The organism is Streptomyces sp. NBC_01216 (assembly GCF_035994945.1).
Classification (GTDB): Bacteria; Actinomycetota; Actinomycetes; order Streptomycetales; family Streptomycetaceae; genus Streptomyces.
The window spans coordinates 2,414,790-2,438,375 of the sequence record NZ_CP108677.1; the positions used below are offsets into that span (position 1 = coordinate 2,414,790).

25 protein-coding genes are annotated in these 23,586 nt (G+C 73.8%); 9 read left to right on the forward strand and 16 right to left on the reverse strand.

Features of this window, described 5'->3' with window-relative positions:
• Window positions 1-50 precede the first annotated feature (50 nt).
• From OG393_RS10145 to sigE, 4 genes are all read right to left on the reverse strand, one after another.
• Window positions 51-545 (reverse strand): sec-independent translocase, encoded by a 495-nt coding sequence (locus tag OG393_RS10145; RefSeq protein WP_327374326.1) that lies wholly within the window; start codon window positions 543-545, stop codon window positions 51-53.
• A gap of 91 nt (window positions 546-636) precedes the next feature.
• Entirely contained in the window at window positions 637-2,343 is a 1,707-nt protein-coding gene (locus OG393_RS10150) for a S1C family serine protease (RefSeq protein ID WP_327374327.1), read from the reverse strand.
• Between the two features lie 75 nt (window positions 2,344-2,418).
• On the reverse strand, window positions 2,419-3,402 hold the full coding sequence (locus tag OG393_RS10155) for an anti-sigma factor family protein (protein WP_327374328.1): 984 nt from the start codon (window positions 3,400-3,402) through the stop codon (window positions 2,419-2,421).
• A complete protein-coding gene (gene sigE / locus OG393_RS10160) occupies window positions 3,399-4,157 on the reverse strand; it encodes an RNA polymerase sigma factor SigE (protein WP_327374329.1) in 759 nt (252 codons plus the stop codon). Before sigE ends, OG393_RS10155 begins: the two co-directional genes overlap by 4 nt.
• A 141-nt stretch (window positions 4,158-4,298) precedes the next feature.
• Between sigE and OG393_RS10165 the strand changes: the two genes are divergently transcribed.
• Window positions 4,299-4,964 (forward strand): O-methyltransferase, encoded by a 666-nt coding sequence (locus OG393_RS10165; RefSeq protein WP_327374330.1) that lies wholly within the window; start codon window positions 4,299-4,301, stop codon window positions 4,962-4,964.
• A 106-nt stretch (window positions 4,965-5,070) separates the two neighbouring features.
• Here the strand turns inward: OG393_RS10165 and OG393_RS10170 are convergent, their stop codons facing one another.
• Window positions 5,071-5,238: a DUF3117 domain-containing protein gene (locus tag OG393_RS10170; RefSeq protein ID WP_073809075.1), complete on the reverse strand. Its 168-nt coding sequence runs from the start codon at window positions 5,236-5,238 to the stop codon at window positions 5,071-5,073.
• A gap of 290 nt (window positions 5,239-5,528) precedes the next feature.
• Between OG393_RS10170 and OG393_RS10175 the strand changes: the two genes are divergently transcribed.
• Window positions 5,529-6,332, forward strand: a complete 804-nt coding sequence (locus OG393_RS10175; RefSeq protein ID WP_327374331.1) for an enoyl-CoA hydratase/isomerase family protein — start codon at window positions 5,529-5,531, stop codon at window positions 6,330-6,332.
• Between the two features lie 181 nt (window positions 6,333-6,513).
• On the opposite strand, the gene OG393_RS10180 is transcribed toward OG393_RS10175, so the two are convergent.
• Together OG393_RS10180 and OG393_RS10185 are read right to left on the reverse strand one after the other, a co-directional pair.
• On the reverse strand, window positions 6,514-7,095 hold the full coding sequence (locus OG393_RS10180; protein ID WP_327374332.1) for a DNA-3-methyladenine glycosylase I: 582 nt from the start codon (window positions 7,093-7,095) through the stop codon (window positions 6,514-6,516).
• Window positions 7,092-7,508, reverse strand: coding sequence for a hypothetical protein (locus OG393_RS10185; RefSeq protein WP_327374333.1), 417 nt, complete (start codon window positions 7,506-7,508; stop codon window positions 7,092-7,094). Before OG393_RS10185 ends, OG393_RS10180 begins: the two co-directional genes overlap by 4 nt.
• 103 nt (window positions 7,509-7,611) lie before the next feature.
• Between OG393_RS10185 and folP the strand changes: the two genes are divergently transcribed.
• Window positions 7,612-8,472: a dihydropteroate synthase gene (gene folP / locus OG393_RS10190; protein WP_327374334.1), complete on the forward strand. Its 861-nt coding sequence runs from the start codon at window positions 7,612-7,614 to the stop codon at window positions 8,470-8,472.
• A 101-nt stretch (window positions 8,473-8,573) separates the two neighbouring features.
• On the opposite strand, the gene OG393_RS10195 is transcribed toward folP, so the two are convergent.
• Both OG393_RS10195 and dapE read right to left on the reverse strand, forming a co-directional pair.
• A complete protein-coding gene (locus OG393_RS10195; RefSeq protein ID WP_327374335.1) occupies window positions 8,574-9,323 on the reverse strand; it encodes a TIGR00730 family Rossman fold protein in 750 nt (249 codons plus the stop codon).
• An 89-nt stretch (window positions 9,324-9,412) separates the two neighbouring features.
• A complete protein-coding gene (dapE, locus tag OG393_RS10200) occupies window positions 9,413-10,504 on the reverse strand; it encodes a succinyl-diaminopimelate desuccinylase (RefSeq protein WP_327374336.1) in 1,092 nt (363 codons plus the stop codon).
• Between the two features lie 29 nt (window positions 10,505-10,533).
• On the opposite strand from dapE, the gene OG393_RS10205 reads away from it, so the two are divergent.
• Together OG393_RS10205 and OG393_RS10210 are read left to right on the forward strand one after the other, a co-directional pair.
• Window positions 10,534-11,481 carry a hypothetical protein gene (locus tag OG393_RS10205; protein WP_327374337.1) on the forward strand — a complete coding sequence of 316 codons (948 nt, stop codon included), beginning with the start codon at window positions 10,534-10,536 and terminating at the stop codon, window positions 11,479-11,481.
• A gap of 440 nt (window positions 11,482-11,921) precedes the next feature.
• Window positions 11,922-12,350, forward strand: coding sequence for an ATP-binding protein (locus OG393_RS10210; protein WP_327374338.1), 429 nt, complete (start codon window positions 11,922-11,924; stop codon window positions 12,348-12,350).
• A gap of 276 nt (window positions 12,351-12,626) precedes the next feature.
• Here the strand turns inward: OG393_RS10210 and dapC are convergent, their stop codons facing one another.
• Window positions 12,627-13,721 (reverse strand): succinyldiaminopimelate transaminase, encoded by a 1,095-nt coding sequence (dapC, locus tag OG393_RS10215; RefSeq protein ID WP_327374339.1) that lies wholly within the window; start codon window positions 13,719-13,721, stop codon window positions 12,627-12,629.
• A gap of 110 nt (window positions 13,722-13,831) precedes the next feature.
• On the reverse strand, window positions 13,832-14,152 hold the full coding sequence (gene fdxA / locus OG393_RS10220; protein WP_003985062.1) for a ferredoxin: 321 nt from the start codon (window positions 14,150-14,152) through the stop codon (window positions 13,832-13,834).
• 112 nt (window positions 14,153-14,264) lie between these two features.
• Between fdxA and OG393_RS10225 the strand changes: the two genes are divergently transcribed.
• The 3 genes from OG393_RS10225 to OG393_RS10235 all read left to right on the forward strand — a co-directional run bounded on the left by OG393_RS10225 (window position 14,265) and on the right by OG393_RS10235 (window position 16,592).
• A complete protein-coding gene (locus OG393_RS10225; RefSeq protein WP_327374340.1) occupies window positions 14,265-15,275 on the forward strand; it encodes a GNAT family N-acetyltransferase in 1,011 nt (336 codons plus the stop codon).
• On the forward strand, window positions 15,272-16,090 hold the full coding sequence (locus tag OG393_RS10230) for a transglutaminase-like domain-containing protein (RefSeq protein ID WP_327374341.1): 819 nt from the start codon (window positions 15,272-15,274) through the stop codon (window positions 16,088-16,090). The genes OG393_RS10225 and OG393_RS10230 overlap by 4 nt, the downstream gene beginning before the upstream one ends.
• Window positions 16,091-16,382: 292 nt before the next feature.
• Window positions 16,383-16,592 carry a hypothetical protein gene (locus OG393_RS10235; protein WP_327374342.1) on the forward strand — a complete coding sequence of 70 codons (210 nt, stop codon included), beginning with the start codon at window positions 16,383-16,385 and terminating at the stop codon, window positions 16,590-16,592.
• A 231-nt stretch (window positions 16,593-16,823) separates the two neighbouring features.
• Here the strand turns inward: OG393_RS10235 and OG393_RS10240 are convergent, their stop codons facing one another.
• Entirely contained in the window at window positions 16,824-16,991 is a 168-nt protein-coding gene (locus OG393_RS10240; protein ID WP_327374343.1) for a hypothetical protein, read from the reverse strand.
• 192 nt (window positions 16,992-17,183) lie between these two features.
• Between OG393_RS10240 and OG393_RS10245 the strand changes: the two genes are divergently transcribed.
• Entirely contained in the window at window positions 17,184-19,658 is a 2,475-nt protein-coding gene (locus OG393_RS10245) for a hypothetical protein (protein ID WP_327374344.1), read from the forward strand.
• A gap of 54 nt (window positions 19,659-19,712) precedes the next feature.
• On the opposite strand, the gene OG393_RS10250 is transcribed toward OG393_RS10245, so the two are convergent.
• From OG393_RS10250 to OG393_RS10265, 4 genes are all read right to left on the reverse strand, one after another.
• A complete protein-coding gene (locus OG393_RS10250) occupies window positions 19,713-21,752 on the reverse strand; it encodes a hypothetical protein (RefSeq protein ID WP_442817284.1) in 2,040 nt (679 codons plus the stop codon).
• A gap of 173 nt (window positions 21,753-21,925) precedes the next feature.
• Window positions 21,926-22,381 carry a DUF6113 family protein gene (locus tag OG393_RS10255; protein WP_442817285.1) on the reverse strand — a complete coding sequence of 152 codons (456 nt, stop codon included), beginning with the start codon at window positions 22,379-22,381 and terminating at the stop codon, window positions 21,926-21,928.
• Window positions 22,378-23,286, reverse strand: coding sequence for an N-acetyl-1-D-myo-inositol-2-amino-2-deoxy-alpha-D-glucopyranoside deacetylase (mshB, locus tag OG393_RS10260; RefSeq protein ID WP_327374346.1), 909 nt, complete (start codon window positions 23,284-23,286; stop codon window positions 22,378-22,380). The genes OG393_RS10255 and mshB overlap by 4 nt, the downstream gene beginning before the upstream one ends.
• A 41-nt stretch (window positions 23,287-23,327) precedes the next feature.
• Window positions 23,328-23,522 carry a hypothetical protein gene (locus OG393_RS10265; RefSeq protein WP_137993529.1) on the reverse strand — a complete coding sequence of 65 codons (195 nt, stop codon included), beginning with the start codon at window positions 23,520-23,522 and terminating at the stop codon, window positions 23,328-23,330.
• Window positions 23,523-23,586: the final 64 nt, after the last annotated feature.

Sequence of the window (23,586 nt, forward strand, 5' to 3'; positions counted from 1 at the left end):
CGTCGGCGGACAACAGATGGAGGATAGCCACCGGTTCGTGCCCGGTGTGGTCAGGTCGCGTCGGAGTCGTACGGGACGCGCTCGGCGCGGGCCGGCGCCTCCCGCTTCTTCAGCAGGTCGGGCGTGCCTCCGCCACTCTCGGCCCCGGCGGTGCCGCCGACGGCCGCCGGAACGGACGACGCGGCGGTCTCGTGCGCCGGCGCGGAGGGCACCGTCTCGCGGCCGTGGACCGCGTCGGCGACCTCGTTCATCTCCTTCTTGAGGTCGAAGCTGCTGCGCAGCTCCTTGAGCTCCTTGAAGTCCTCGTTGCCTTCGAGCTGCTTGCGCAGGAAGGTCTTCGGGTTGAGGTCCTCGAACTCGAAGTCCTTGAACTCCGGTCCCAGCTCCGTGCGGATGTCCTGCTTCGCGCCCTCGGAGAACTCACGGATCCTGCGGATGAAGCGCGAGACGTCCTGGATGACCTTCGGCAGCTTGTCCGGGCCGAAGATGAGGACGGCGAGGACCACGAGCGTCACGAGCTCGAGTATGCCGACGTCGTTGAACACCTTGCTGCTCCTCACACCGGGTCCGGGGCCCGCTCCACGGTACCCGCCGAAACCGCCGGGCGGGTACCTCGCGGTGTCCCCACTGTGGCGCTCAGGCGCCCTCCGAGGAACCGAGCGTCAAGGTCTTGGCCTGCTCTTTGCCCGCGCGCGTCACGGTCAGCTCCAGCCGGTCGCCCGGCCGGTGGGCGCGGATCTTCACGATCAGCTCCTCGCCGTTGTGGACCCGTTGGCCGTCGACCTTGGTGATCACGTCGCCGGGACGGATGCCCGCCTTGGCGGCCGGTCCGCCGGGGGTGACCGAGGCGGAGCCGTCCCTGCCCTTGTCACCGACGCGGGCGCCGTCGCCGCTGAACTGCATGTCGAGGCTCACCCCGATGACGGGGTGGGTCGCCTTGCCGGTGTTGATGAGTTCCTCGGCGACGCGCTTGCCCTGGTTGATCGGGATGGCGAAACCGAGACCGATGGAGCCGGGCTGGCCGCCGCCCGACCCGGCCGAACCGCTGTCGGCAGCGCGGATGGCGCTGTTGATGCCGATGACCCGGGCCTGGGAGTCGACCAGCGGTCCGCCCGAGTTGCCGGGGTTTATCGGGGCGTCCGTCTGGAGGGCGTCGACGTAGCTGACGTCGCTGCCGTCGCCCTTCTCACCGCCGGCCGTGATGGGTCGCTCCTTGGCGCTGATGATGCCGGAGGTGACGGTGTTCTGGAGGTCGAAGGGGGCTCCGATGGCGACCACCGGGTCCCCGACCCGCACGTCGTCGGAGTTCCCGAGCGGCAGCGGCTTGAGGCGCGAGACGCCGGTGACCTGGACGACGGCGAGGTCGTATCCGGTGTCCCGGCCGATGAGCTTCGCGGCGGCGGTCTCGCCGCCGCTGAAGGTGACCGTGATGTCCCCGGAGGAGGCGGCCGAGTCGACCACGTGGTTGTTCGTCAGGATGTGGCCCCGGGTGTCCAGGACGAAGCCGGTGCCGGTGCCGGAGGAACCGCCGCCGCTGACGTGGATCGTGACGACGCTGGGCAGGGCGCTGGCGGCGATCCCGGCGACGCTGTCGGGGGCGCGGCCGGTGTTCCCGGCGTCGGCCTGCGGCAGCTCGATCGTGGTGAGGCCGCCGTTGCGCTCGACGTAGGCGCCGACCGCGCCACCGAGGACACCGGTGACGAGGGCGAAGGCCAGGGCGCCGGCGAGCGCCAGCCCGCGCCGGGACCCGCGCGGGGTCCGGGAGCGCTCGGCGGCGCGGCCGGCCGGGGCGGCGGCGTGCACGGTCCACGGGTCGTACTGCGTCCAGGGGGCCGGCGGCGTGTACGGCCCGGTGTCCGGTACGGGGCCGTGCGGCGGGGCCGGGGGCTGCTGCCGGGTGTCCTGGAGTACGGACGGCGGACCGGGGGTGCCGGGCGCGGCGGGGTGCTGTACCGGCGGGGCGGGCGCCCAGGGGCCGGGGCCGCCGTAGGGCGGGGTCCGGTACTCGTCGGGTTCGTGCAGGGACCGCGCCGGGCCCGGGTACGCGTCGGGCGGGGGCGGTGAGGTGCCCGGTCCCGGCGGGGTGACGGGCAGCTCGGCCGTCTCCGCGGCGTCGGTGGCCGGGGCCGCCCCATGGGGCACGGCGTCCCTGGTGGCCGCGGGTGCGGTGGCCGACTCCGTCGGCGGGGTGCTCACCGCCGCGGGCGCGGCGAGGGTGAAGTCCCCCTCGCCGTCGGCCGGGCCGGGGGACGCGTCCGGTGCGGCCGGCCCGGCCGCCCCCGGGGGGCTCGCAGGCCGGCTCCACCACATGGGCTTCCGGCCGGTGGACTTCCCGTCGTTCATGCTCTCCCCGCCACAGCTGACCTGTCCGCGCCCCTGGGTCGGGCGCCCCTTCCCAGGATTCAACCAGGTCCGGGGTCAGCGGTGTGCGGCGAGCGGGGTCGCCGGCGGGCTCGGGGGCGCGAGCGTGGTCGGGGCGGGGGTGGACGGCGTCCCGCTCGACTGTCCGGTTCCGGGCCCGAAGGACAGCCGGAGCGTCGTCCCCGTGGGCCGTATGAACGGGGAGAGTTCCGTCAGCGACTGGGTGGCCGGAACGGGACGCTGGGGGGACACGGCGGGCGGTCCGGACGGGAGCGCCAGGGCTCCCGGGACCAGCGGACCCGTGACGACGGTGCCGGGCGTCGTGGTCACCACGCCCGCCGTCGCGAGCGTCGAGGGGCCGGAGCGCTCGCCGGAGCGCTCACCCCACCGCGCGCCGCGCCCGGTGGGCGTTCCCACGTTCGTCGCGGTGCCGGTGCCGGCGGGCGTGCCGGTGCCGCCGGTGGCCGCGGAGCGGAGCGGGGTCACGTTGTTTCCCGTGCCGTCGCCGCGCGCGCCCGCGTTCACGGCCGCCTCCAGCGGGAGGGCTCCGCCGAGGGCGATGGCGGCGAAGGAGACCGCGCTGGCCGCGGCGAAGGCGAAGCGCCGCCCCCGCCAGGGAGACCGGTCGTGTTCGGGCCGCCCGCCCACCGGGTGGATGCGGAATCCGGACTGCGGGGAGACGGGCGAGGCCGTGGCGAAGCCGTCGGACTTCACCGCGCCGATGCCGCCGCCGAGGTCGAAGAGGCCGTCGAAGGGGCCCCCACGGCCGCCGCCGTCACCCCCTGGGTCGCCAGGGCCCCCGGGCAGCCCCTGGAGCCGGGCCAGGAGCCCCTCCGAGGGAGGAGGGGGCGCGGTGGAGGCGAAGACGTTCTTCAGGGTGCGCTGGGCGTCGGCCTCCGCCTTGCACCTGGCGCAGGTCGCGAGGTGGGCGAGGACCCGTTCGCGGGCGTCGTGACCCAGCTCGCCGTCCACCAGGGCGGCGAGGCGGTCCCCGAGGTGGTGTTCCGCGGGGGTCGGGCCGGCGGGACTGGTGCCGCTCACGCCGTACCTCCCTCCCATCCGACGGCCGCCAGCGCGCGCTCCGCCCGCGCCTCGGGCGAACGGTGCTTCAGCGCCTTGCGCAGGTGCGAACGTCCTCGGTGGATGCGGCTGCGGACGGTGCCGAGCTTCACGCCGAGCGTCGCGGCGATTTCCTCGTACGAGAGTCCCTCGATGTCACAGAGCACGACGGCGGCCCGGAACTCGGGCGCGAGGGTGTCGAGGGCCTGCTGGACGTCGGCGTCGAAGTGGGTGTCGTTGAACACCTGCTGCGGCGAGGGCTCGCGGCTGGGCAGCCGCTCGGCCGCGTCGTCGCCGAGCGCGTCGAACCGGATCCGCTGCTTGCGGCGGACCATGTCCAGGAAGAGGTTGGTGGTGATGCGGTGCAGCCAGCCCTCGAAGGTGCCGGGTGTGTAGGTCGACAGCGAGCGGAAGACGCGGACGAAGACCTCCTGGGTGAGGTCCTCGGCGTCGTGCTGGTTGCCGGTCAGCCGGTAGGCGAGGCGGTACACCCGGGCGCTGTGCGTGCTGACGATCTCCTCCCAGGTGGGCGGAGTCCACGCCTGCGATTCCGCATCCGATGCGAAGGTCGCCGTGGCGGGTGCGGTGTCGGTGGTGTGGAAACGGTCAGCGGTGTCGGTCACGGATTTCGGCTCACCCGCCGACCTGAGAAGACGCCGAAGCACTCCTCCCCGATCCACAGGCGCAGCCGCACCTCCCCTGTCGGCTCTGGTGGTGTCCAGTGGAGCCCCTACCATAGCCACCTCGCCCGTTAGCTCCGGATAAGAATCTTTACGCGAATTTGGGGCCGGCCCACCCGTCGTCGCGTGTCGCCCCGCACCCCTTCTGAACGCCCGGTCCCATCTGCGGGTTCCCGTGCGCAGCGGATACAGTCACCGTTGCGCCAACTATGGGGACAGGAGAGGGCCATTACCGCCAACCGGCAGACGAGCTGGGCGTTCGCCGACGCCTTTGTCGCCGAGGACGAAGCGCTGCGCTGGGCCAGGGACCGGGCCCGGGACGCGGGGTTGCCCTCGGTGGCACCGGGCACCGGCGCCGCACTGCGCCTGTTGGCCGCCACGGCGGACGCGAAGGCGGTGGCGGAGATCGGTACCGGCACCGGCGTGTCCGGCATCTATCTGCTGTACGGGATGCGGCCGGACGGGGTCCTGACCACCGTGGACCTGGAACCGGAGCGCCAGCAGTTCGCGAAGACGGCCTTCCGCGCCGCGGGTTTCGCCGGGAACCGGGCGCGTTTCATCCCCGGCCGGGCCTTGGACGTCCTGCCGCGGCTCGCGGACGGCGGATACGACCTCGTCTTCTGCGACGGTGATCCGCTGGAGTCCCTGGACTACCTCGCTGAATCGTTGCGTCTGCTGCGACCGGGAGGGCTGGTCTGCTTCGAGGGCGTCTTCGCGGACGGCCGCACGGTCGACTCGGCGGCACAGCCCTCGGAGGTGCTGCGGACACGCGAGCTGCTGCGGACGGTACGGGAGAGCCAGGAGCTGCTTCCGTCACTGCTGCCGGTGGGCGACGGCCTGCTGTGCGCGGTGCGCCGGGGCTGACGGCGCCCGCCCTTGCCCGCGCGGGACCCCGCCGGGGCCGAGGACACCTCTGCCCCGGCACGGAGTGCACCGTGCCGGGGCAGAGGCGGAAAACCGGATGGTCGTGTCAGCCGACTACCTGCTTCAGGGCGTCGCCGAGGGCTTGGGCCTCGTCCGGGGTCAGCTCGACGACAAGCCGACCGCCGCCTTCGAGCGGAACGCGCATGACAATGCCCCGCCCCTCCTTGGTCACCTCGAGCGGGCCGTCGCCCGTCCGCGGCTTCATGGCCGCCATGCTCGTTCCCCTTCCTGAAACCAGCTCATCGTCAGCCGACGGCCCCTGATGAGGAGCACACGTCACCGGCATCGAACACATTGCTTCCAGGTCATTATCCCGCATCACAGGACCCGATGACCAACATCGGACTGCATCGCTTCCGCAACGCGCATTCGCAAAACACCCCATTTCGGCGATCGGCCTGCGATACTCCGCCGCCACTCTTTGATGCAGGTCACATGTGCGCAGGGGGTGATCTCCGCCATGCTGAGCGGGTCAACGACGCAAAGACGCGAAGGGAAGCCGTGATGGCCGACACCGTGCTGTACGAGGTGAGCGACGGACTCGCCACGATCACGCTCAACCGGCCCGAGGCCATGAACGCGATGAACGTCGAGGCGAAGGTCGCTCTGCGGGACGCGGCGGAGGCGGCAGCGGCGGACCCCGCCGTCCGTGCGGTGCTGTTGACGGCGGCCGGCGACCGGGCGTTCTGCGTGGGCCAGGACCTCAAGGAGCACGTGGGCCTGCTGATGTCGGACAAGGAGTCCGGCACCCAGGCGACGATGAACACCGTCCGCGACCACTACAACCCGATCGTCCGGGCCCTGACGGGCATGCGGAAGCCGGTCGTGGCGGCGGTCAACGGTGTCGCGGCGGGAGCCGGTTTCGGCTTCGCGTTGGCGGCGGACTACCGGGTGGCCGCCGACACGGCCGCCTTCAACACCTCGTTCGCCGGGGTCGCGCTGACCTCGGACTCGGGCATGTCCTGGACGCTGCCGCGGCTGATCGGGGCGAGCCGGGCGTCCGATCTGCTGCTGTTCCCGCGGTCCGTCGGCGCGCGGGAGGCGTACGAGCTGGGCATCGTGAATCGACTGGTCCCGGCGGCCGACCTCGCAAAGGAGGCCACCAAGGTGGCCCGCGCGCTCGCCGAGGGTCCGACGGTGGCGTACGCGGCGCTGAAGGAGTCCCTGGCCTACGGGGCGGCTCACTCGCTCGGCGAGGCCCTGGAGAAGGAGGACGAACTCCAGACGAAGGCGGGCGCCTCGGAGGACCACACGATCGCGGTCCGGGCGTTCCTCGCGAAGGAGCGGCCGAAGTACGTCGGCCGCTGAGAGCCTGTCGGGCGGCCTCGGGCCGGTCGGGACCGGGCCCCGAGTACGGTCCCCCACCGGGCCGGTGACGGCCCGGTGGGGGACCGGGGCGCTCCGGCCGAGGGTGCGCCCCCGCGGGGCGGTGCCCCGCGCCCGGCGGGGCCCGTCCGGACGTCGCCGGGGCGCCGCGGGGCGGGCCGGTTCAGGCGCCGCGGGCCACGCAGCCCTGGACGTGGTCGTCGACCAGGCCGCACGCCTGCATCAGGGCGTACGCGGTGGTCGGGCCGATGAAGCGCAGGCCCCGCTTCTTCAGCGTCTTGGACAGCGCCGTGGACTCGTCCGTGACGGCCGGGACGTCCGCCGTGGTCCGCGGAGCCGGGCGGGACGCCGGGTCGGGCGCGAAGGACCAGATCAAGGCGTCCAGTTCGCCCGGCTCCCACGCCGCGAGGACCTTCGCGTTGGCCATCGTCGCGTCGACCTTCGCGCGATTGCGGATGATCCCCTCGTCGGCGAGCAGCCGCTCCCGGTCCGCCTCCGCGAACCGGGCCACCTCGGCGATCTCGAACCCCGCGAACGCCGCCCGGAATCCCTCGCGGCGGCGCAGGATGGTGATCCAGGACAGCCCGGACTGGAACGCCTCCAGGCTCAGCCGCTCGAAGAGCGCGTCGTCGCCGTGGACCGGCCGCCCCCACTCCTCGTCGTGATAGGCGACGTAGTCCTCCGTCGACAGGCCCCACGGGCAGCGTGGCCGGCCGTCCGGCCCCGGGATCGCCCCGCCGCTCATCGGTCCTCGTCCTTCCGCGGGGAAGGCCCGGTGGGACCACCGGTGGGCCCGTCTGCTCCGGTGTCGGCTCCGGTGGGACCGAAAGCGCGCGTGGCCCCGGTGCTCCCGGCGCGTTCCTCGGTCATGACGGCGAGCTGGGCGTGCAGCCGTGCGATCCGCTCGTCGCGCTCCGCGAGCTCCGCGCCCAGCCTTCCCAGGACGTCGTCCACGTCGGACATGCGGTAGCCCCGCACCGTGACCGGCAGCCGGAGCGCCTCGACATCGGCCTGCCCGACCCGGCGGGTCGTCGGCAGGGGGTCGGTCGGCTGCTCGGGTGCCACCTCCGGCAGCACCTCACTGTCACCACCGCCGACCACCGCCAGGGTGACCGCCGCGACGACCACGACCATCGCGATCAGCAAAAACCAGAACACCAGCGCGCCTCTTCCAGGAGTGGGAAACGTCCCGTGCCGATCGTGCCACGTGCCGCCGACGGTTAGGGTCGCAGGCGACCGCACGCGAGGGAGGACATCAGGGATGCTGCGCTTGGGACGGCGTGAATTCGGGCGGCACGAACCGGTGATCATGGCGATCGTCAACCGAACCCCGGACTCCTTCTACGACCAGGGCGCCACCTTTCGTGACGAACCCGCGCTCGCCCGCGTCGAGCAGGCGGTGTCCGAGGGCGCCGAGATCATCGACATCGGCGGCGTCAAGGCCGGTCCCGGCGAGGAGGTGACGGCCGAGGAGGAGGCGCGCCGCACGGTCGGCTTCGTGGCGGAGGTACGGCGCCGCCATCCGGACGTCGTCATCAGTGTCGACACCTGGCGCGCCGACGTGGGCGAGGCGGTCTGCGAGGCCGGCGCGGACGTGCTGAACGACGCGTGGGGCGGTGTGGACCCGCGGCTCGCGGAGGTCGCCGCCCGCTACGGAGCCGGGCTGGTGTGCACCCACGCGGGCGGCGCGGAGCCGCGGACGAGGCCGCACCGGGTGGCGTACGAGGACGTGATGGCGGACATCCTGCGGGTGACCGTGGGGCTGGCCGAGCGCGCGGTGTCGCTGGGTGTGCGCCGCGACGGGATCATGATCGACCCCGGACACGACTTCGGCAAGAACACCCGGCACAGCCTGGAGGCGACCCGTCGGCTCGGGGAGATGACGGAGACGGGCTGGCCGGTGCTGGTGTCCCTGTCCAACAAGGACTTCGTCGGGGAGACGCTGGACCGGCCGGTCAAGGAACGGGTGCTCGGGACGCTGGCGACGACCGCGGTCTCGGCCTGGCTCGGGGCGCGGGTGTACCGGGTGCACGAGGTGGCGGAGACCCGCCAGGTGCTCGACATGGTGGCCTCCATCGCCGGTCACCGGCCACCGGCGGTGGCCCGCCGCGGACTGGCGTAGGGCCTTGCCCGGTGCGGGGAGGCCGGGCGCCGACGGCGCACAGGATCGACGAGTGCGCCGCGGGCGCGGGACGCGGGGCGCCCCGCGCCGGCACCCGTGCCCTAGCGGCCGACCTCCTTGGTGACCAGCGCCACCGCCTCGTCCACGTCGTCCGTCACGTGGAACAGCAGCAGGTCCTGCTCCGCCGCCTTGCCGCCCGCCACCACCGAGTCGCGGAGCCAGTCGACCAGCCCCCGCCAGTACTCCGTGCCGAACAGCACGATCGGGAAGCGGGTCACCTTGCGCGTCTGGACCAGGGTCAGTGCCTCGAACAGCTCGTCCAGCGTGCCGAGGCCGCCCGGCAGGACCACGAAGCCCTGCGCGTACTTCACGAACATCGTCTTGCGGACGAAGAAGTAGCGGAAGTTCACGCCGATGTCGACGTGCGGATTGAGTCCCTGCTCGAAGGGGAGCTCGATTCCCAGACCCACGGAGACGCCGTCGGCCTCCCGCGCGCCCTTGTTGGCCGCCTCCATGGCGCCGGGCCCGCCGCCCGTGATCACCGCGAAGCCCGCTTCGACCAGCGCCCGGCCGAGCCGCACCCCCGCCTCGTACTCCGGCGAGTCGGGCTTGGTGCGGGCCGAGCCGAAGACGCTGATCGCGCTCGGCAGTTCGGCCAGCGCGCCGAAGCCCTCGACGAACTCGGACTGGATGCGCATGACCCGCCAGGGGTCGGTGTGTACCCACTCCGAATCGCCCTCGGAGTCCAGCAGACGCTGATCCGTGGTGCCCGGCTGGACCTGGTCCCGCCTCCTGAGCACCGGGCCGAGCCGCTGCTCCTCCGGCTTCGCCACTCCCTCGGGGATACCCATGGTCTGCTCCCTCCACCGACGGTCATCGATCCGACGATCGATCTTCCAGTCCGGTCAGGGTAGGTCCCCGCGGGTGACAACAAGCGAAATTACGGCTGTCCGTCAGTGAGCCAGTCCCGCAGACGTGCCTCGCAGCGGCGGATGCGCTCGACGACCACGTGCTCGTCGCGCTTGTGCGCGTACAGCGGGTCACCCGGGCCGTAGTTGACGGCGGGCACGCCCAGCGCGCTGAAGCGGGCGACGTCGGTCCAGCCGAACTTCGGCCGGGCGAGGCCGCCGACCGCCTTCATGAAGGCCGCGGCGGCCGGGTGGGAGAGGCCCGGCAGCGCGCCGGGCGAGTGGTCGTCGACGACGAACCGGGAGACCCCGCAGTCGGCGAAGACCTCACGCACGTGCGCCTCGGCCTCCTCGGCGGTGCGGTCGGGGGCGTAGCGGAAGTTGACCACGACGGTGCAGGCGTCGGGGATGACGTTGTTCGCGACGCCGCCCTCGATCCGCACGGCGTTGAGGCCCTCGTGGTACTCCAGGCCGTCGATCACCGGCTTGCGCGGCTGGTAGGCGGCGAGCCTGGCGAGGATCGGCGCGGCGGCGTGGACGGCGTTGGCACCCATCCAGGAGCGCGCGGAGTGGGAGCGCTCGCCCTCCGTGTGCAACAGGACCCGCAGGGTTCCCTGGCAGCCGCCCTCGACCTCGGCGTTGGAGCCTTCGAGCAGGATGGCGAAGTCGCCCTCCAGCCACTCGGGGTGGGCTTCGGCCACCTTGCCGAGACCGTTCAGGTGCGCGGCGACCTCCTCGTTGTCGTAGAAGACGAAGGTGAGGTCGCGGTTGGGCGCGGGGACGGTGGCCGCGATGCGCAGCTGGACGGCGACGCCGGACTTCATGTCGGAGGTTCCACAGCCCCACAGGACGCCGTCGTCGTCGAGGCGTGAGGGGACGTTGTCGGCGATCGGCACGGTGTCGATATGGCCGGCGAGGACGACCCGCTCGGAGTGGCCCAGGTGCGTGCGGGCGACGATGTTGTTCCCGTACCGGTCGACCGTGAGGTGCGGCAGGAGCCGCAGCGCCTGCTCGATCGCGTCGGCGAGCGGCTTCTCGCTCCCGCTGACGGAGGGGAAGTCGACGAGCGCGGCGGTGAGCGCGGGCCCGTCCATCGTGAGGTCCAGGGGAGCGTGGTCAGCCATGTGCCGACCCTAACCCGGCCTCCAGTACGGTGGGCCCCGTGTCCGAGTCCGCCTCTTCTCCCGGTCGAGACCGCCGCCGACGACGGCGTGGTCGTCCCTCCCGCTTCGCGGCTGGTTTCGCCGCGCTGCTCGGGCTGGCCGCCTACGTCGCCGTGCACCACGCGACGGGCAGTCGTGGCACGCCCGTGTGCAGTGTGGGCAGTGGGGAGACGGTCTACACGTTCACACCGGAGCAGTTGTCGAACGCGGCCACCATCGCCGCCGTGGGCACCACCCGGGGCATGCCGGAACGCGCCGTCACCATCGCGCTCGCGACGGCCCTCCAGGAGTCGGCGCTGCGCAACATCAAGCACGGCGACCGCGACTCCCTTGGCCTCTTCCAGCAGCGCCCCTCGCAGGGCTGGGGCAGTCCGGAGGAGATCCTCGACCCGCTGCACTCCTCGCGGAAGTTCTACGAGGGGCTGGCGGAGGTGCCGGGGTACTCGCGGCTGCCGCTGACGGTGGCGGCGCAGAAGGTGCAGCGCAGCGGCTTCCCGCAGGCGTACGCGAAGCACGAGCCGGACGCGGCGGCGCTGGCGGCCGCCCTCACCGGCCGCGCGCCCGCCTCCCTCTCGTGCGCGGCGAACCCGGTGAGCGGGGCGGACGGGGACGGGTCCGGCGATCCGGCCGAGGTCCGGGCGGAGCTGGTCCGGGCCTTCGGCCCCGGGGTCGCCCCGGAGGCGGTCACGGGCGGCAGCGCCGGGGCGCGGGCCGGCGGCGCGCCGTCGCTGGTCGTGCCGGTCCGGGCGACCACCGGGACGGACGCGCAGCGCGGCTGGGAGCTCGCGCACTGGGCGGTGGCACGGTCCCAGGGCCTGCGGATCGAGGAGGTCTCGTTCGCGGACCAGGTCTGGCGGGCGGACGGCACCGGAGGCTGGCGGACGGCGCGGACACCGGCGGACGAGAGCAGTGTCCGTATCCGGCTCGCACGCCACTGACGGTACCGGCCGATGCCGGAGGCCCTCGGCGCCGGGGCCGTCGTCCCGCCGGTTCGCGGGGCCTTTCTCACCCCCTCGGCACTGCCCCCGCTCCGCGTCGTGCGCACGGCCGGCCGCACGGGCGCCGCGGGCCGGGCATCCGTGCGGGAGGTCACTCGGCCGGGGCGTGTGCCGGGGAGCGCGGGCGGGCGGCCCCGGCAGCGCTCGGCCGGTCGATCACCGGGGCGTTCCACTCGCGATTCCCTTGCGGAACAGGTGAAGTGACGGTTCGCCTCATACCTCCCGGAGGGCCTGTCCGCCCGATTTTCTCCCCACCCGACAATACGACGCGTGACCAACTCTTTACCTGGGGTCGCCGCAACCTCTCCCGCCCCCCGGCCGGTTGTCACTGCGTCCGGACAACGGACACCGCCCCACGTCCTCTCCGCCGAAGGAGCACCATGTCCCTCCCTCTGACCCGCCGGATCGCCCGCGCCGCTCTGCTCGTCGCGGCCGGCGCAGCCCCCGTGGTCGGCGCGGCCGGCTCCGCGAGCGCCATGGACCACGGCCTGGTCCCGACCGGCACGCTCCCCGGCCTGTCCACCCTCGACGGAGCCGGTCTCGGCGACGCCGTCGACAGTGCCTCGCAGACCGCCACGGGCGTCGCGGGCGACACCGGCGGCAAGGCCGTCGGCAAGGCGGTCCCGGCCGCGGGCAAGACCGTCGGCAAGGCCGGCAAGACCGCGGCACCGGCCGCCGAGAAGGCCACGGGCGGCGCGGGCGAGGTGCTCGGCAAGGCCGCGGGCGCGGCCACCGAGAGCGCCGAGGGCCCGGCCGCCGGCATGCTCGGCGGGCTGCCGCTCGCGGGTGGCCTGCCGCTCGGCGGCTGAGGGCCTGTCGGGTGGCCTTCGACCGACAGGCGGGCGCGGTCCCGCACGTGCGATTCCCAGGCGCCGGGATGCCGCTGTAGCGGAGCTACCGGGACATGTCGGCAACGCCGGCAGCGTGCGTGCCAGGGCGTGACCGCCCGTTCAGAGGTCACCCGACAGGCTCTGCGATCCTGCCGGGTGACCTCTGACCGCCGAGGAGTACGCGGGAGGGCCCGGGAGCGGGGCGACGGCCGGTGGTCGTCGCGGGTGCTCCCGGGCCCTTTCGCGTGCGGGGTGTCAGCCGAGCCGCTTGACCGCCGCCTCGACCCTCTCGTCGGTGGCGGTGAACGCCACGCGCACGAAGCTCTCACCCGCCGTCCCGTAGAAGTCTCCGGGCGCCACCAGGACCCCCAGCTGCGCCAGGTACGCGACCGTGTCCCAGCACGGCTCGTCCCGGGTCGCCCACAGGTAGAGGCTCGCCTCGCTGTGCTCGATGCGGAAGCCGTGGGCCTCCAGCGCCGTCCGCAGGGCCGCGCGCCGGGCGGCGTAGCGCTCCCGCTGCGCGGCCACGTGCGTGTCGTCTCCGAGTGCGGCGACCGTGGCGGCCTGCACCGGCGCGGGCGTCATCATGCCGCCGTGCTTGCGGATCAGCAGCAGCTCCCCGAGGACGGCCTCGTCGCCCGCGACGAAGGCGGCCCGGTAGCCGGCCAGGTTGGAACGCTTGGAGAGCGAGTGGACGGCGACGAGGCCCTCGGGGGAGCCGCCACAGACGTCCGGGTGGAGCACGGACACCGGCTCGGCCTCCCAGCCCAGCTCCAGGTAGCACTCGTCGGAGAGGACGAGGACGTCGTGCTCGCGCGCCCAGGCCACGATCCGGGTCAGTTCGTCCTTGCCGAGGACCCTGCCGGTCGGGTTGGACGGGGAGTTCAGCCAGAGCAGCCGCAGCCCCGCCGGGTCCAGCTCGGTCGGGTCGTCGTAGACGACGGGCTCGGCCCCACAGAGCCGGGCGCCGACCTCGTACGTCGGGTAGGCGAGCCGCGGGTAGGCGACACGGTCCCCGGCGCCGAGCCCCAGCTGGGTCGGCAGCCAGGCCACGAGCTCCTTGGAGCCGACGACCGGAAGGACGTTGCGGTGGGTGAGGCCGACCGCGCCCAGGCGCCGCTCGCACCAGCCCGTGAGCGCGTCACGCAGCTCGGTGGTGCCCCACACCGTGGGGTAGCCCGGCGAGTCGGCCGCCGCGACCAGCGCCCGCTGGACCAGCTCCGGCACCGGGTCGACCGGTGTGCCCACGGACAGGTCCACGATGCCGTCCGGGTGGGCGGCGGCCGTCCGCTTGAACGGCTCCAGGCGGTCCCAGGGGAAGACGGGCAGGCGCGAAGAGACTGCGCTCACGAGTTGGCTCACTTCCTCGTACGTACGGGGCGGCACGTCGGGCGAACGCGCCGTGCGAACGCGTCGGTCCCGCACGGCGCCGAGGCCGTACGGGACCGAGAGCGGTTCGATCAGCCGTTCTGCGGCGGCAGAGCGGCGATGAAGGGGTGGTCACGCTCGATCAGGCCGAGCTTGGAGGCGCCACCGGGCGAACCGAGCTCGTCGAAGAACTCGACGTTCGCCTTGTAGTAGTCCTTCCACTCCTCCGGGGTGTCGTCCTCGTAGAAGATGGCCTCGACCGGGCAGACCGGCTCACAAGCACCACAGTCGACGCATTCGTCCGGGTGGATGTACAAGGACCGGGAGCCCTCGTAGATGCAGTCGACGGGGCACTCCTCGATGCATGCCTTGTCCTTGACGTCGACACAAGGCTGCGCGATGACGTAGGTCACGCTGTCGTTCCTCCTCGGTAGGGCTGGTCTGCGCGGGAGCGCGGCGTCGTCGATGCCCGCCCCTAGTATCTCCGTTCTTGGGGACGATCCGAACAGGAGGGGCGCAGAAGCTGTGGAATTCACCGCCGGAGGGCGCCTTGAGGTCCGAATCACCCGCGCTGACGTGGGAAAACGTGTATCGGTTCGATACCTGACGGGATCCGACAGAGCAAGCGAGAAGTTCACCGACGCGGTCGGCGTTCTCACATCATGGGATTCGGGTGTGGTGTTGATCACAACGAGAACGGGTCAGAGCGTCCGGATCGCGGAATCCGCACTGGTCGCGGGCAAGCCCGTCCCCGCGGCGCCGGCCCGCCGACGCGGCCCGGCCGCCTCCTTCGACGAGCTGACGCGCGTCGCCTCACGGGCCTGGGAGCCGGTGGAGAGCGAGCCGCTCGGCGAGTGGACGCTGCGCGCGGCGGCGGGCTTCACCCGGCGGGCCAACTCGGTGCTGCCGCTCGGCGATCCGGGCCTCCCGCTCGACGAGGCGCTGGCGCGGGTGCGGCAGTGGTACACGGCGCGCGGCCTCCCTGCGTACGTCCAGGCGGCGACCGGCGCCGAGGGCGCGCAGGAGCTCCTGTGCGCGGACCTGGAACGGCGCGGATGGCGCCGCGAGGTCTCGGCGGAGGTGCGGACCGCGGGCCTGGCGCCGCTCGCGGACCTGGACGCGGACGTCGAGCCGGTCCTGCTGACGGGTTCGGCGGACGAGGCGTGGTTGCGGCGCTACCAGCGGTCGGGCGCGCCCTCTCCGGACGTGCTCGCGGTGCTGGGCAGCGGCCCCCGTGTGTGGTTCGCCTCGATAGCGGGCACGGGAGACGTACCGGCGGCGATCGGCCGTTGCGTGGTCGACGGCCGCTGGGCCGGGTTCATGGCGGTGGAGGTCGATCCCGCGCACCGGCGCCGGGGCATGGCCACGGCCGTCATGACGGCGCTGGCACGGCGGGCGCTCGACGAGGGCGCCTCGGCGGCCTGGCTCCAGGTGGAGACGGACAACGACGCCGCACGGGCCCTGTACGAGGCGATGGGCTTCGCGGTCCACCACCACTACCACCACTACCGGCACCACGGATCGGCGGAGGCGTGACCGACTGGCGGCAGGAGTTCGCGGAGGAGGCCCGGACACCACGACCGGACCTCGCCCGGCTCTGTCTGCTGATCGGCGCGGAGGCGGACCCGGCGGTGACGCAGCACGATCTGGACGCGGCGGAGATCGAGCTGGACCGACTGGCCGGGCTCCTGCCGTACGGCATCCAGGGTGCCGGTGCCTGGCGGGCGGCGCTCGGGGAGCTGCTGGGCCGCCGGGAGGGCTTCCAGGGTGTCCCGGCCGACTACCAGCGGTTGGAGTCCTCGCTGCTGCACGAGGTCCTGCGGCGTCGGCGCGGCCTGCCGATCCTGTTGTCGGTCGTCTGGATGGAGGTGGCCCGCCGGGCCGGGGCACCGGTCTACGGCCTGGGACTGCCGGGCCACTTCGTGATCGGCTTCGGCGACCCCACGGAGCAGGTCTTCGCCGATCCCTTCGCCGGCGGCCGGCCGATGACGAGCGCGGACGCGGACCTGGTGGTGGTCGGCGCGACGGGAGAACACCTCGACCCCTCGATGCTGCGCCCCACGAGCCCGCCGGAGATCGTGCTGCGGGTCCTGAACAACATCCGGGCGTGGGCGACGCCCCGGCCGGAGCGCTCGGCGGTGGCCCTGTGGGCGGTCGAACTGTCCCTGCTCCTGCCCTCACACCCCGCCCGACTACGCTACGAGCACGCGGAACTACTGGTCCAGCGCGGCGAGTTCCTGACGGGGGCGGCCGAGATGGAGGCGTACGCCTCCGTGGTGGCGGCGGTGGAACCGAGCGCCGCGGCGACCATCCGCCACCGCGCTCAGGCGGCCCGGTCCCTGCTGAACTGACGGCCCGGTCCCTGGCGAACCGACGGGACGGCGCACCGTCCGCTCCGCGCCCGCCTCCCGGCCGTCGGCATCACCCCCGCAGGACGGTGGCGGCCCGGCGACGGCGGCACGCACGACAAACCCCTCGGCCACACCGGGCGGGATACGGGACGGCCCGCGACCGCCGGCGTGACCCGCTCCCCCGCACGCCGGCCCGGTGCCGGTCACGCCTGGCCCCCACGAGCCCCTACCGGGCGTAACGTGACCCACGCCACTGTGTGACTGCTTCCCCGCACAGAGCGAAAGGCGCGCCATGGAGTCCCCGTACCGCCCTGGCGGTTTCCTCGCCCCCACGGGCACCGACATCCGCGGCCGTGGCAGGGACGGCGCGCTCCGGCGGGTACGCCCCGCGCGCCGCGTCGCCGCGATCCGCTTCGGCGGCCCGCGGGCCGCCCCACCCGGCCGGACCCGGGAGATCCGGGACCGGCCGCGCGCGAACCGGCGGTACGGAGGCGCGCGGTGATGACGCTGCGTGTGTCGCGCGACGGCGGGCGGACCTGGACCCCGCCGCTGACCTACCGGCCCGGTCGCGGGACGGCGCCGAGCCGGTCCGCGCTGCGTTATCCGCCCTGCGCCTGCGCCCGGTGCGCGCCCCCGCCGGTCGGGACCGTCACCTGACGTCACCGCGGGAACCACGCGACGGCGGTGCGGTGGACGAGGAACGGCTTCCGGGACACGGCCGGTGGGCCGGGGGTCATGAGGAGAGACGGTCCAGGAGCCAGGCGGTGACGGCACGGGCGATACCGGAGGCGGCACCGCCCAGCGTGGCGCGGGCGAGGGCCGGCCGGCCGCGGGCGGCGTCGCGTCCGCCGTTCGCGTGGCGGGAGCGGGCGGGGCGGGTGGTGCGGCGTGCGCGTGACATGGGACCTCCGCGGACGAGGGTGGTGGACGAGTGGCCGGCCGGACCGCCGTCCACATTCCGCCCCTCGCGGAGATCGACTCCGAGTTGCGACGGCCTGGCGGCTCCCGCTCGCGTCCCTCCGGTTCGGGCCCCTTCCGGGTGGCGTGGGGAGGAGGATGGTGCGACGAGTCGCGACGGGGAGGGCCGTACGGGATGCCGCGAGTGGTGGAGCGGGCGCGGGTGGGCTGGCCCCGCGCGCTGCGCGAGCTGAAGGACCTGCTCTACGAGGCGTACCTGGCGGCGGGCGCCCCGAGTCTGGACACGATCGCGCGGGACGTCGCCCGCGCCGACGCCGAGGACCGCGCGATCACGGGGACGCCGAGCAGGGACACCGTCCGTCGCTGTCTCGGCGACCCCGCCCTCCCGCCCGACCGGGCCGACGCGGTCTCCATCGCCGTCGTGCTGGCCCGCCGCGCCGCGTGGGACGAGGGAGACCTGGCGGCGCGCGTGGGACGGCTGTGGGTCGAGGCCCTGCGGGCCGAAGGAGCGGGGCGGCGGATCGCCGACTACGACGACCGGCTCGTCCTGGCCGATCTGGAGGTCCACCCGGCGGTCGACGCCGGTGGCGCGCGTGAGACGCTCGGCGCTCTGCCCGCCTATCTCTCGCGGGAGTTCGACACACGCCTGGGCGAGGTCGTCGCCGCGGCGACGTCCGGACGGAGCGGTGTAGCCGTCCTGGTCGGCGGGTCCTCCACGGGCAAGACCCGCGCGCTGTGGGAGGCGGTCCGGACGCTGCCGGACGGCTGGCGACTGTGGCATCCCCTCAGCCCCACTCGCCCCGACGCGACCCTGGCCCACCTGGCCGACATCGCACCGCGGACCGTGGTGTGGCTGAACGAGGCACAGCACTATCTGGCGCCCGCCCCCCTCGGGGAGCGGCTCGCCGCGAGCCTGCGCAGTCTGCTGTGCGATCCGGCGCGCGGCCCGGTGCTGGTGCTGGCCACCCTGTGGCCGGAGCACTGGGAGACGCTCACCGCAGCCCCCGGGGACCGGCACGCCCACGCCCGCCTGCTGTTGAGCGGGCAGGAGATCGACGTGCCGGACGCCTTCACGCCCGCCGACCTGGCGGGCCTGGCGGACAGGGCCTCCGCCGATCCACGGCTGGCCGAGGCCGCCGAGCACGCGAAGGACCACCGTGTCACGCAGTACCTGGCGGGGGTGCCCGTCCTCCTCAGCCGCTACCGCACGGCCCGGGGTGCCACCTTGGCGCTGATCCACGCCGCCATGGACGCCCGCCGACTCGGCGCCGGCCCGCACATCCCGCTCACGTGGCTGGCCGAGGCCGCCCCCGGCTACCTCACCGACACCGAGTGGGACCAGAGCGACGACGACTGGCTCGAGCGGGCCCTCGCCTACGTCATGGCACCCTGCAACGGCATCCCGGGCATCCTCACCCCGGTCAGGACCGGTACTCCCCGCAACCGGCGCACCCGCGGCGCGGGCACCGGCACGGGCGTCGGCGCACGGAACGGCACGCGGGCGCCGCGGGGTCCGTCGTACCGGCTGGCCGACTACCTCGACCAGCACGGACGCCGCCACCGCGCCGAGGTGATCCCGCCCGTGGACTTCTGGACCTCGGCCGCCGTCCATGCCTCCTCCTCCGACCTGGCCACGCTCGGCAACGCCGCCTGGGACCGTGGCCTGTGCCAGGACGCCGCCCGGCTGCTCCGGCGCGCTGTCGTCCACGGCAGCCCGCATGCCGCGACGGCCCTCGTCACCCACCTGCACGGTCTCCATCCCAACGACCACCGCGCCGCCCGGTGGGCCGCCGCCCACATCACCCTCGACGATCCGGGTGCCGTGGGGCGGCTGTTGAAGGAGCTGCGGCGGGCCGGGGCGGAGGAACAGGCCGCCGCGCTGCTGGCCCGCGACCCCGCCGCCCACGTCGCCCTCACCAACGCCGGCACCGTGGCCGCGCTGTCGAGGGTGCTGCGGTCGGCCGGGGCGGAGGAACAGGCCGCCGCTCTCTCGGCCCGCGATCCCGCCCACACCAGCCTCGACGACCCCTGGGCCGTCGCCGCGCTGCTCAACCGGCTACGGAAGGCGGGAGCGTCCGAGCAGGCCGCCGCCCTGGCCTCGCGGGCCGCCGCCCACGCCGCCGTCTGCCCCTGGGGCGTCGCCGCGCTCCTGGAAGCGCTCCGCAAGGCGGGAGCGTGCGAGCAGGTCGCCGCCCTGGCCTCGCGGGCCGCCGCCCACGTCGCCCTCGACGACGCGCGAGCCGTGGCCACGCTCCTGGAAGCACTCCGCGAGGCCGAAGCGTCCGAGCAGGCCGCCGCCCTCCTGGCCCGCGACCCCGCCGCCCACGTCGCCCTCACCGACGCCGACGCCGTGGCCGCCCTGCTGAACGAACTACTGGAGGCCGAAGCGTCCGAGCAGGCCGCCGCCCTCCTGGCCCGCGACCCTGCCGCCCACGTCCCTCTTGTCGGCGCGCACGGCGTCGCTCCGTTCCTGGAGGCGCTGCGCGCGGCAGGGTCGCGCGAACAGGCCGCCGTGCTGTGCGCACGGCTGCCCGCCGCCGGTCACTTCGGTCTGTTCGCCGAGATCGGTGATCATCGGGAGCGCTTCCGGTTCGGGCGCGAGCCCGACGGGAGCGCCGCCCTTCCGTGGGCATGGGACGACCTGGACTGACCCGCCGGGGCACTCGGGTGCGCAACCGGGCGGGGCCCGAGCGAGCCGGCGGGATCAGCCCTCGCCGTCGAGGGCGATCTCCTGGGTGCGCTCGGCCGGGGTCTTGCCGAGCAGGGCGTCGCGCATCGCGAAGGCCACGTCGTCGGCGGAGACCTGGTGCTTCGTGCCGTCCCCCTTGGTGATCATGATCCCGTCGAAGACGCCGTCGAGGAGCTCCTCGATCGCCTTCTTGTCGTAGACCTCCACCAGGCGGCCGTCGACCGCCTTCATGGAGAGGATCTTCGGCAGGGAGCGCGCCGGACCGAAGTCGATCTGCTTCGGTCCGGCCTTGATCGTGATCAGGCCGGACATCGCGGGCTCGGCGAACTCCCTCATCGCCCGGTCCAGCTCGGCCTTGGTGATCCTGGGCTCGCGAGTGACGACCGGCAGCTCGACGACGGACGCCTTGCCCGTCTGCACCTGGGCACGGTAGGCGTCCCGGACGAAGATCATCGAGCGGGCGACGTCCAGGCCCTTGCCCGGTTCGCCCTCCACCGCGGTGACCTTGCCCGGCGCGAACACGATGGTGCCCTCGGTCACCGAGCCGGAGGTGCCGGCCACGTCGGCGAGGGCGGCGGCCAGCTTCTCCTCGTCGATCGGGAGCCTCGGTTCCGCGACCCGCTCGCCGCCGAACAGGGAACCGATCACGGAGACGGGGTTGTAGTCGCTGCCCGCCGCACCGCGCACGGTCTCCTGGCTGTCGAGGGAGAGGCCCGCCTTGTCCGGGGCCAGCTCGACCTCCTTGCCGTCGACACTGAGCTTGAGAGGGGCGTGGGCGCGCTTGCCGAGGGTGGCTTCCAGCGCGCTGACAGCCTCTTCCTTCGTGCCGCCGCCGATGTCGACACCGAGCACCGTGGTGCCCTTGGGAACCTCGGAGTGGTTGAGGAGCAGGCCGGCACCGTAGGCGACGCCGACGAGGCAGAAGACGCCGACGCCCGCGAGGACGAGCTTGGAGCGGCCCTTCTTCGCCGGAGCGGTGGGCGCGGGCCGCGGGGCGGGGCCCCGGTCGGGGGCGGTCCGCTCCGGGGACCTGGGCGTGAGGCCCGGACCCGGGGGCACGACGGGGATGCCGCTGGTGAGGGTGTCCCCCGAGACGTGCGCACCGTCCCCCGCGGCGGGGACGGGCGCGGGGGTCTGCGGCGTCAGGATCGCGGTGTCGTCGGACATGCGGGGGGCGGGGGCGCCGCCGAACGGGTCACCGCCGGGGGGCGGCCCCCCGAAGGGATCGCCGGCCAGTGGGTTCCCCGCCAGCGGGTTCCCGGCCACCGGGCCGCCGCCCATCGGGCCGGGTACTTCGGGACCGTTGGCGGGAGCGCCGCCGACCGGGCTGTTGCCCGTGACGGGGCCGCCGGTCGGGCCGGCGGGCTGCTTGGGTCCGCGCGGCGAGAACGGGTCCCCGTCGGGGCCGTAGGCGTCCTCGTCCTGCGGCGTGCTGAGGAACATCGGCGTACCGCCCGCGGGGGTCGCCGAGATCGAGGGTCCGGCGACCGTCGGGATCGAGCCGGTCGCGGGACCGGCGAAACCGGAGCCCCGGGCCGGGGACGACGGGCGCGCGGCGGACGGAGCCTGGGGCCCGCCCGCGGCGGGCGCTCCCGCGGGACCCGAAGGCGAGGGAGCGGAAGGTGCGGAAGCCGCCGCCTTGCGCGGGGCGAACCAGTCGCTGGTCCGCTCCTCCGCGCGCGGAGGCTCCGGCGCGGCGACCGGCTCGGGTTCCGGGGCCGGCTGGGGCTCCGCCTGCTGGTCGGGGGCGGAGGCGGCGGTCGCGGGCGTCGCGGACTCCCCCACCGGCTTGCGGACCACGACCGGCGGGATCGGCCGCGAACCCGGAATGTTGATCCGGATCCGGGTCGTCAGCGTGGTCTCGGTCTTGGGCTCCTCCGGCAGCGGCGGCTGCTGCGCGGCGGGCACGGCACCCTCCGGCGCGTCCTGCGTGGGGTGGAGCGACGGATACTGGCGGGATCCGTACGGCGGTGTACCCGAGGGGTACGCGGCTCCACCGCGCCCCTGGGCGCCGGAGGACGAACTGTCAGTCTCTCGACCAGTTTCACGACTCAAAGCAGGTTCTCCCGGTTGGCTCCACCGCCCGCTCTTGCTGGTGCTCGTGTACCGGGCGGCTCGGCGGCGCGCACCACCATACTGGCCGTCGCCCGCTCATACCCGATCGCCGGTGGCATCGTGATGGGCATTCCGGCCGAAGTCCGGTCAGCGCTCCGCCCCAGTGGGCCTGTTCACGGGGCCGGAGGCAGCAGTCGGGACAGCGTGGCACAGATCACAGCGAGCGCCATGCCTCCGAGCAGGTAGACCATCTCCGCGAATCCGCCCCCGAACGCGACGTCTCCTTCCGGTCGTCCGAAGCTGAGGAACACGATCGCGCCGAGCCAGCCCGCCCCGGCGGCGACGACGCCGAACTGCGTGCCGGTCGCGCGCAGACCGCCGTAGAACACCCCCGCGGAGGCCAGCAGCGCGAGGACCAACCCGCCGGGCACCCAGGTGCTTTGGGCGAGTGAGCCGGCCGCCCCGACCAGTGCCCCGAGGACGAGAAGGAGTACGTACCAGAAGGTGCCGGCGTTCAGCGGACCGCCACCGGAAGCGGGGGCCTCGCCGCCCGCGGAGCCGGCCGCCCCGCCACTGACGGAACGGGAGGTCCGGCCGGCTCCGGAACGGCTGTCGGGACGCTGGTTCACGCGGTCACCACCCCTGCGAACAGGTCGTCCTCGCGCTCGCCCCGGGGTGCGCCGGAGGAGCCCGCGGCCAACTGGTAGTACTCCGTGGTGAGGATCGGCTGGCCGAGACCGTTCGAGAGGGCGAAGTAGGGTCCGGCGACGGCGACCTGTGTGGCGTGCGCCCTCATGGCGGCGGTCTTGCGCGCCGCCCAGACCGTCCCGCCGTCGATCGCGGCGGTGATCAGGGACGCGTCGACCACGCCCGGCACGTCACCGATGTCCGCGATGCCCGGGAAGTCGGCCCCCTCGGCGCGCAGTCGGGCGAAGCCGGACTCCGCGACCGGCCGCGGGACGCGGTTCCAGTAGATCTTGTCGATGTGGTGCGCGGGGCCCAGTTCGGGCCGGTAGTCCGCGTCGGCGGCCAGCCCCGCGGCGCGCATGGCGACGCGATGGGCCTGGATGTGGTCGGGGTGGCCGTAGCCGCCGTCCGGATCGTAGGTGACGAGGACCTGCGGGCGGATCTCCCGGATCACCGCGACGAGGTGGGGCGCGGCGTCGTCGACGTCGGTGCTCCAGAAGGCACCCGCGCGCCGGTTCTGCTCCGCGCCCATCATCCCGGAGTCGCGGAAGCGTCCCGGACCGCCGAGGAAGCGGTGGTCGGTGACGCCGAGCTCCTTCATCGCGTCCGCGAGCTCACCGACGCGATGGCCCCCGAGCCGGTCCTCCCGGTCGGGTGCGAGATGGGCGAGTTCGGGCGGAATGACCTCACCCTCCTCGCCGAGGGTGCAGGTCACCAGGGTGACCTGGGCGCCCTCCGCCGCGTACCGGGCCATGGTGGCGCCGTTGTTGATCGACTCGTCGTCGGGGTGCGCGTGCACCAGCAGCAGACGACGGGCGGGGCGGTCCGTCGCGGGGAGATCGGTCATGGCCCCACCCTACGAGGCGGGGCCCTGGTCGGATCGGGAGGTCAGAACTTGAGTCCGCCGATCATGCCCGCCACGTTCGTGGTGAGCGTGCTGATCGACGGGGCGATGGACGAGCTCGCCAGGTAGAACCCCAGGAGCGCGCAGACCGCCGCATGTCCAGCCTTCAGCCCGGATTTCCGGATCAGCAGGAAGACGACGATCGCCAGCAGCACCACCGCCGAAATCGAGAGTGCCACGGCGGTTCACCTCCATACTTCTCGGTTGGATATTCGGACGGTCAGTTCGACGAGCATGTGCAGG

Excerpts from the sequence above, each read along its gene's own strand:
- OG393_RS10150 (WP_327374327.1), bottom strand. The coding sequence starts at position 2,343 with ATGAACGACGGGAAGTCCACCGGCCGGAAGCCCATGTGGTGGAGCCGG.
- sigE (WP_327374329.1), bottom strand. The coding sequence starts at position 4,157 with ATGGTAGGGGCTCCACTGGACACCACCAGAGCCGACAGGGGAGGTGCG.
- OG393_RS10170 (WP_073809075.1), bottom strand. The coding sequence starts at position 5,238 with ATGGCGGCCATGAAGCCGCGGACGGGCGACGGCCCGCTCGAGGTGACC.
- OG393_RS10175 (WP_327374331.1), top strand. The coding sequence starts at position 5,529 with ATGGCCGACACCGTGCTGTACGAGGTGAGCGACGGACTCGCCACGATC.
- OG393_RS10180 (WP_327374332.1), bottom strand. The coding sequence starts at position 7,095 with ATGAGCGGCGGGGCGATCCCGGGGCCGGACGGCCGGCCACGCTGCCCG.
- folP (WP_327374334.1), top strand. The coding sequence starts at position 7,612 with ATGCTGCGCTTGGGACGGCGTGAATTCGGGCGGCACGAACCGGTGATC.
- OG393_RS10195 (WP_327374335.1), bottom strand. The coding sequence starts at position 9,323 with ATGGGTATCCCCGAGGGAGTGGCGAAGCCGGAGGAGCAGCGGCTCGGC.
- dapE (WP_327374336.1), bottom strand. The coding sequence starts at position 10,504 with ATGGCTGACCACGCTCCCCTGGACCTCACGATGGACGGGCCCGCGCTC.
- OG393_RS10210 (WP_327374338.1), top strand. The coding sequence starts at position 11,922 with ATGTCCCTCCCTCTGACCCGCCGGATCGCCCGCGCCGCTCTGCTCGTC.
- OG393_RS10235 (WP_327374342.1), top strand. The coding sequence starts at position 16,383 with ATGGAGTCCCCGTACCGCCCTGGCGGTTTCCTCGCCCCCACGGGCACC.
- OG393_RS10240 (WP_327374343.1), bottom strand. The coding sequence starts at position 16,991 with ATGTCACGCGCACGCCGCACCACCCGCCCCGCCCGCTCCCGCCACGCG.
- OG393_RS10245 (WP_327374344.1), top strand. The coding sequence starts at position 17,184 with ATGCCGCGAGTGGTGGAGCGGGCGCGGGTGGGCTGGCCCCGCGCGCTG.
- mshB (WP_327374346.1), bottom strand. The coding sequence starts at position 23,286 with ATGACCGATCTCCCCGCGACGGACCGCCCCGCCCGTCGTCTGCTGCTG.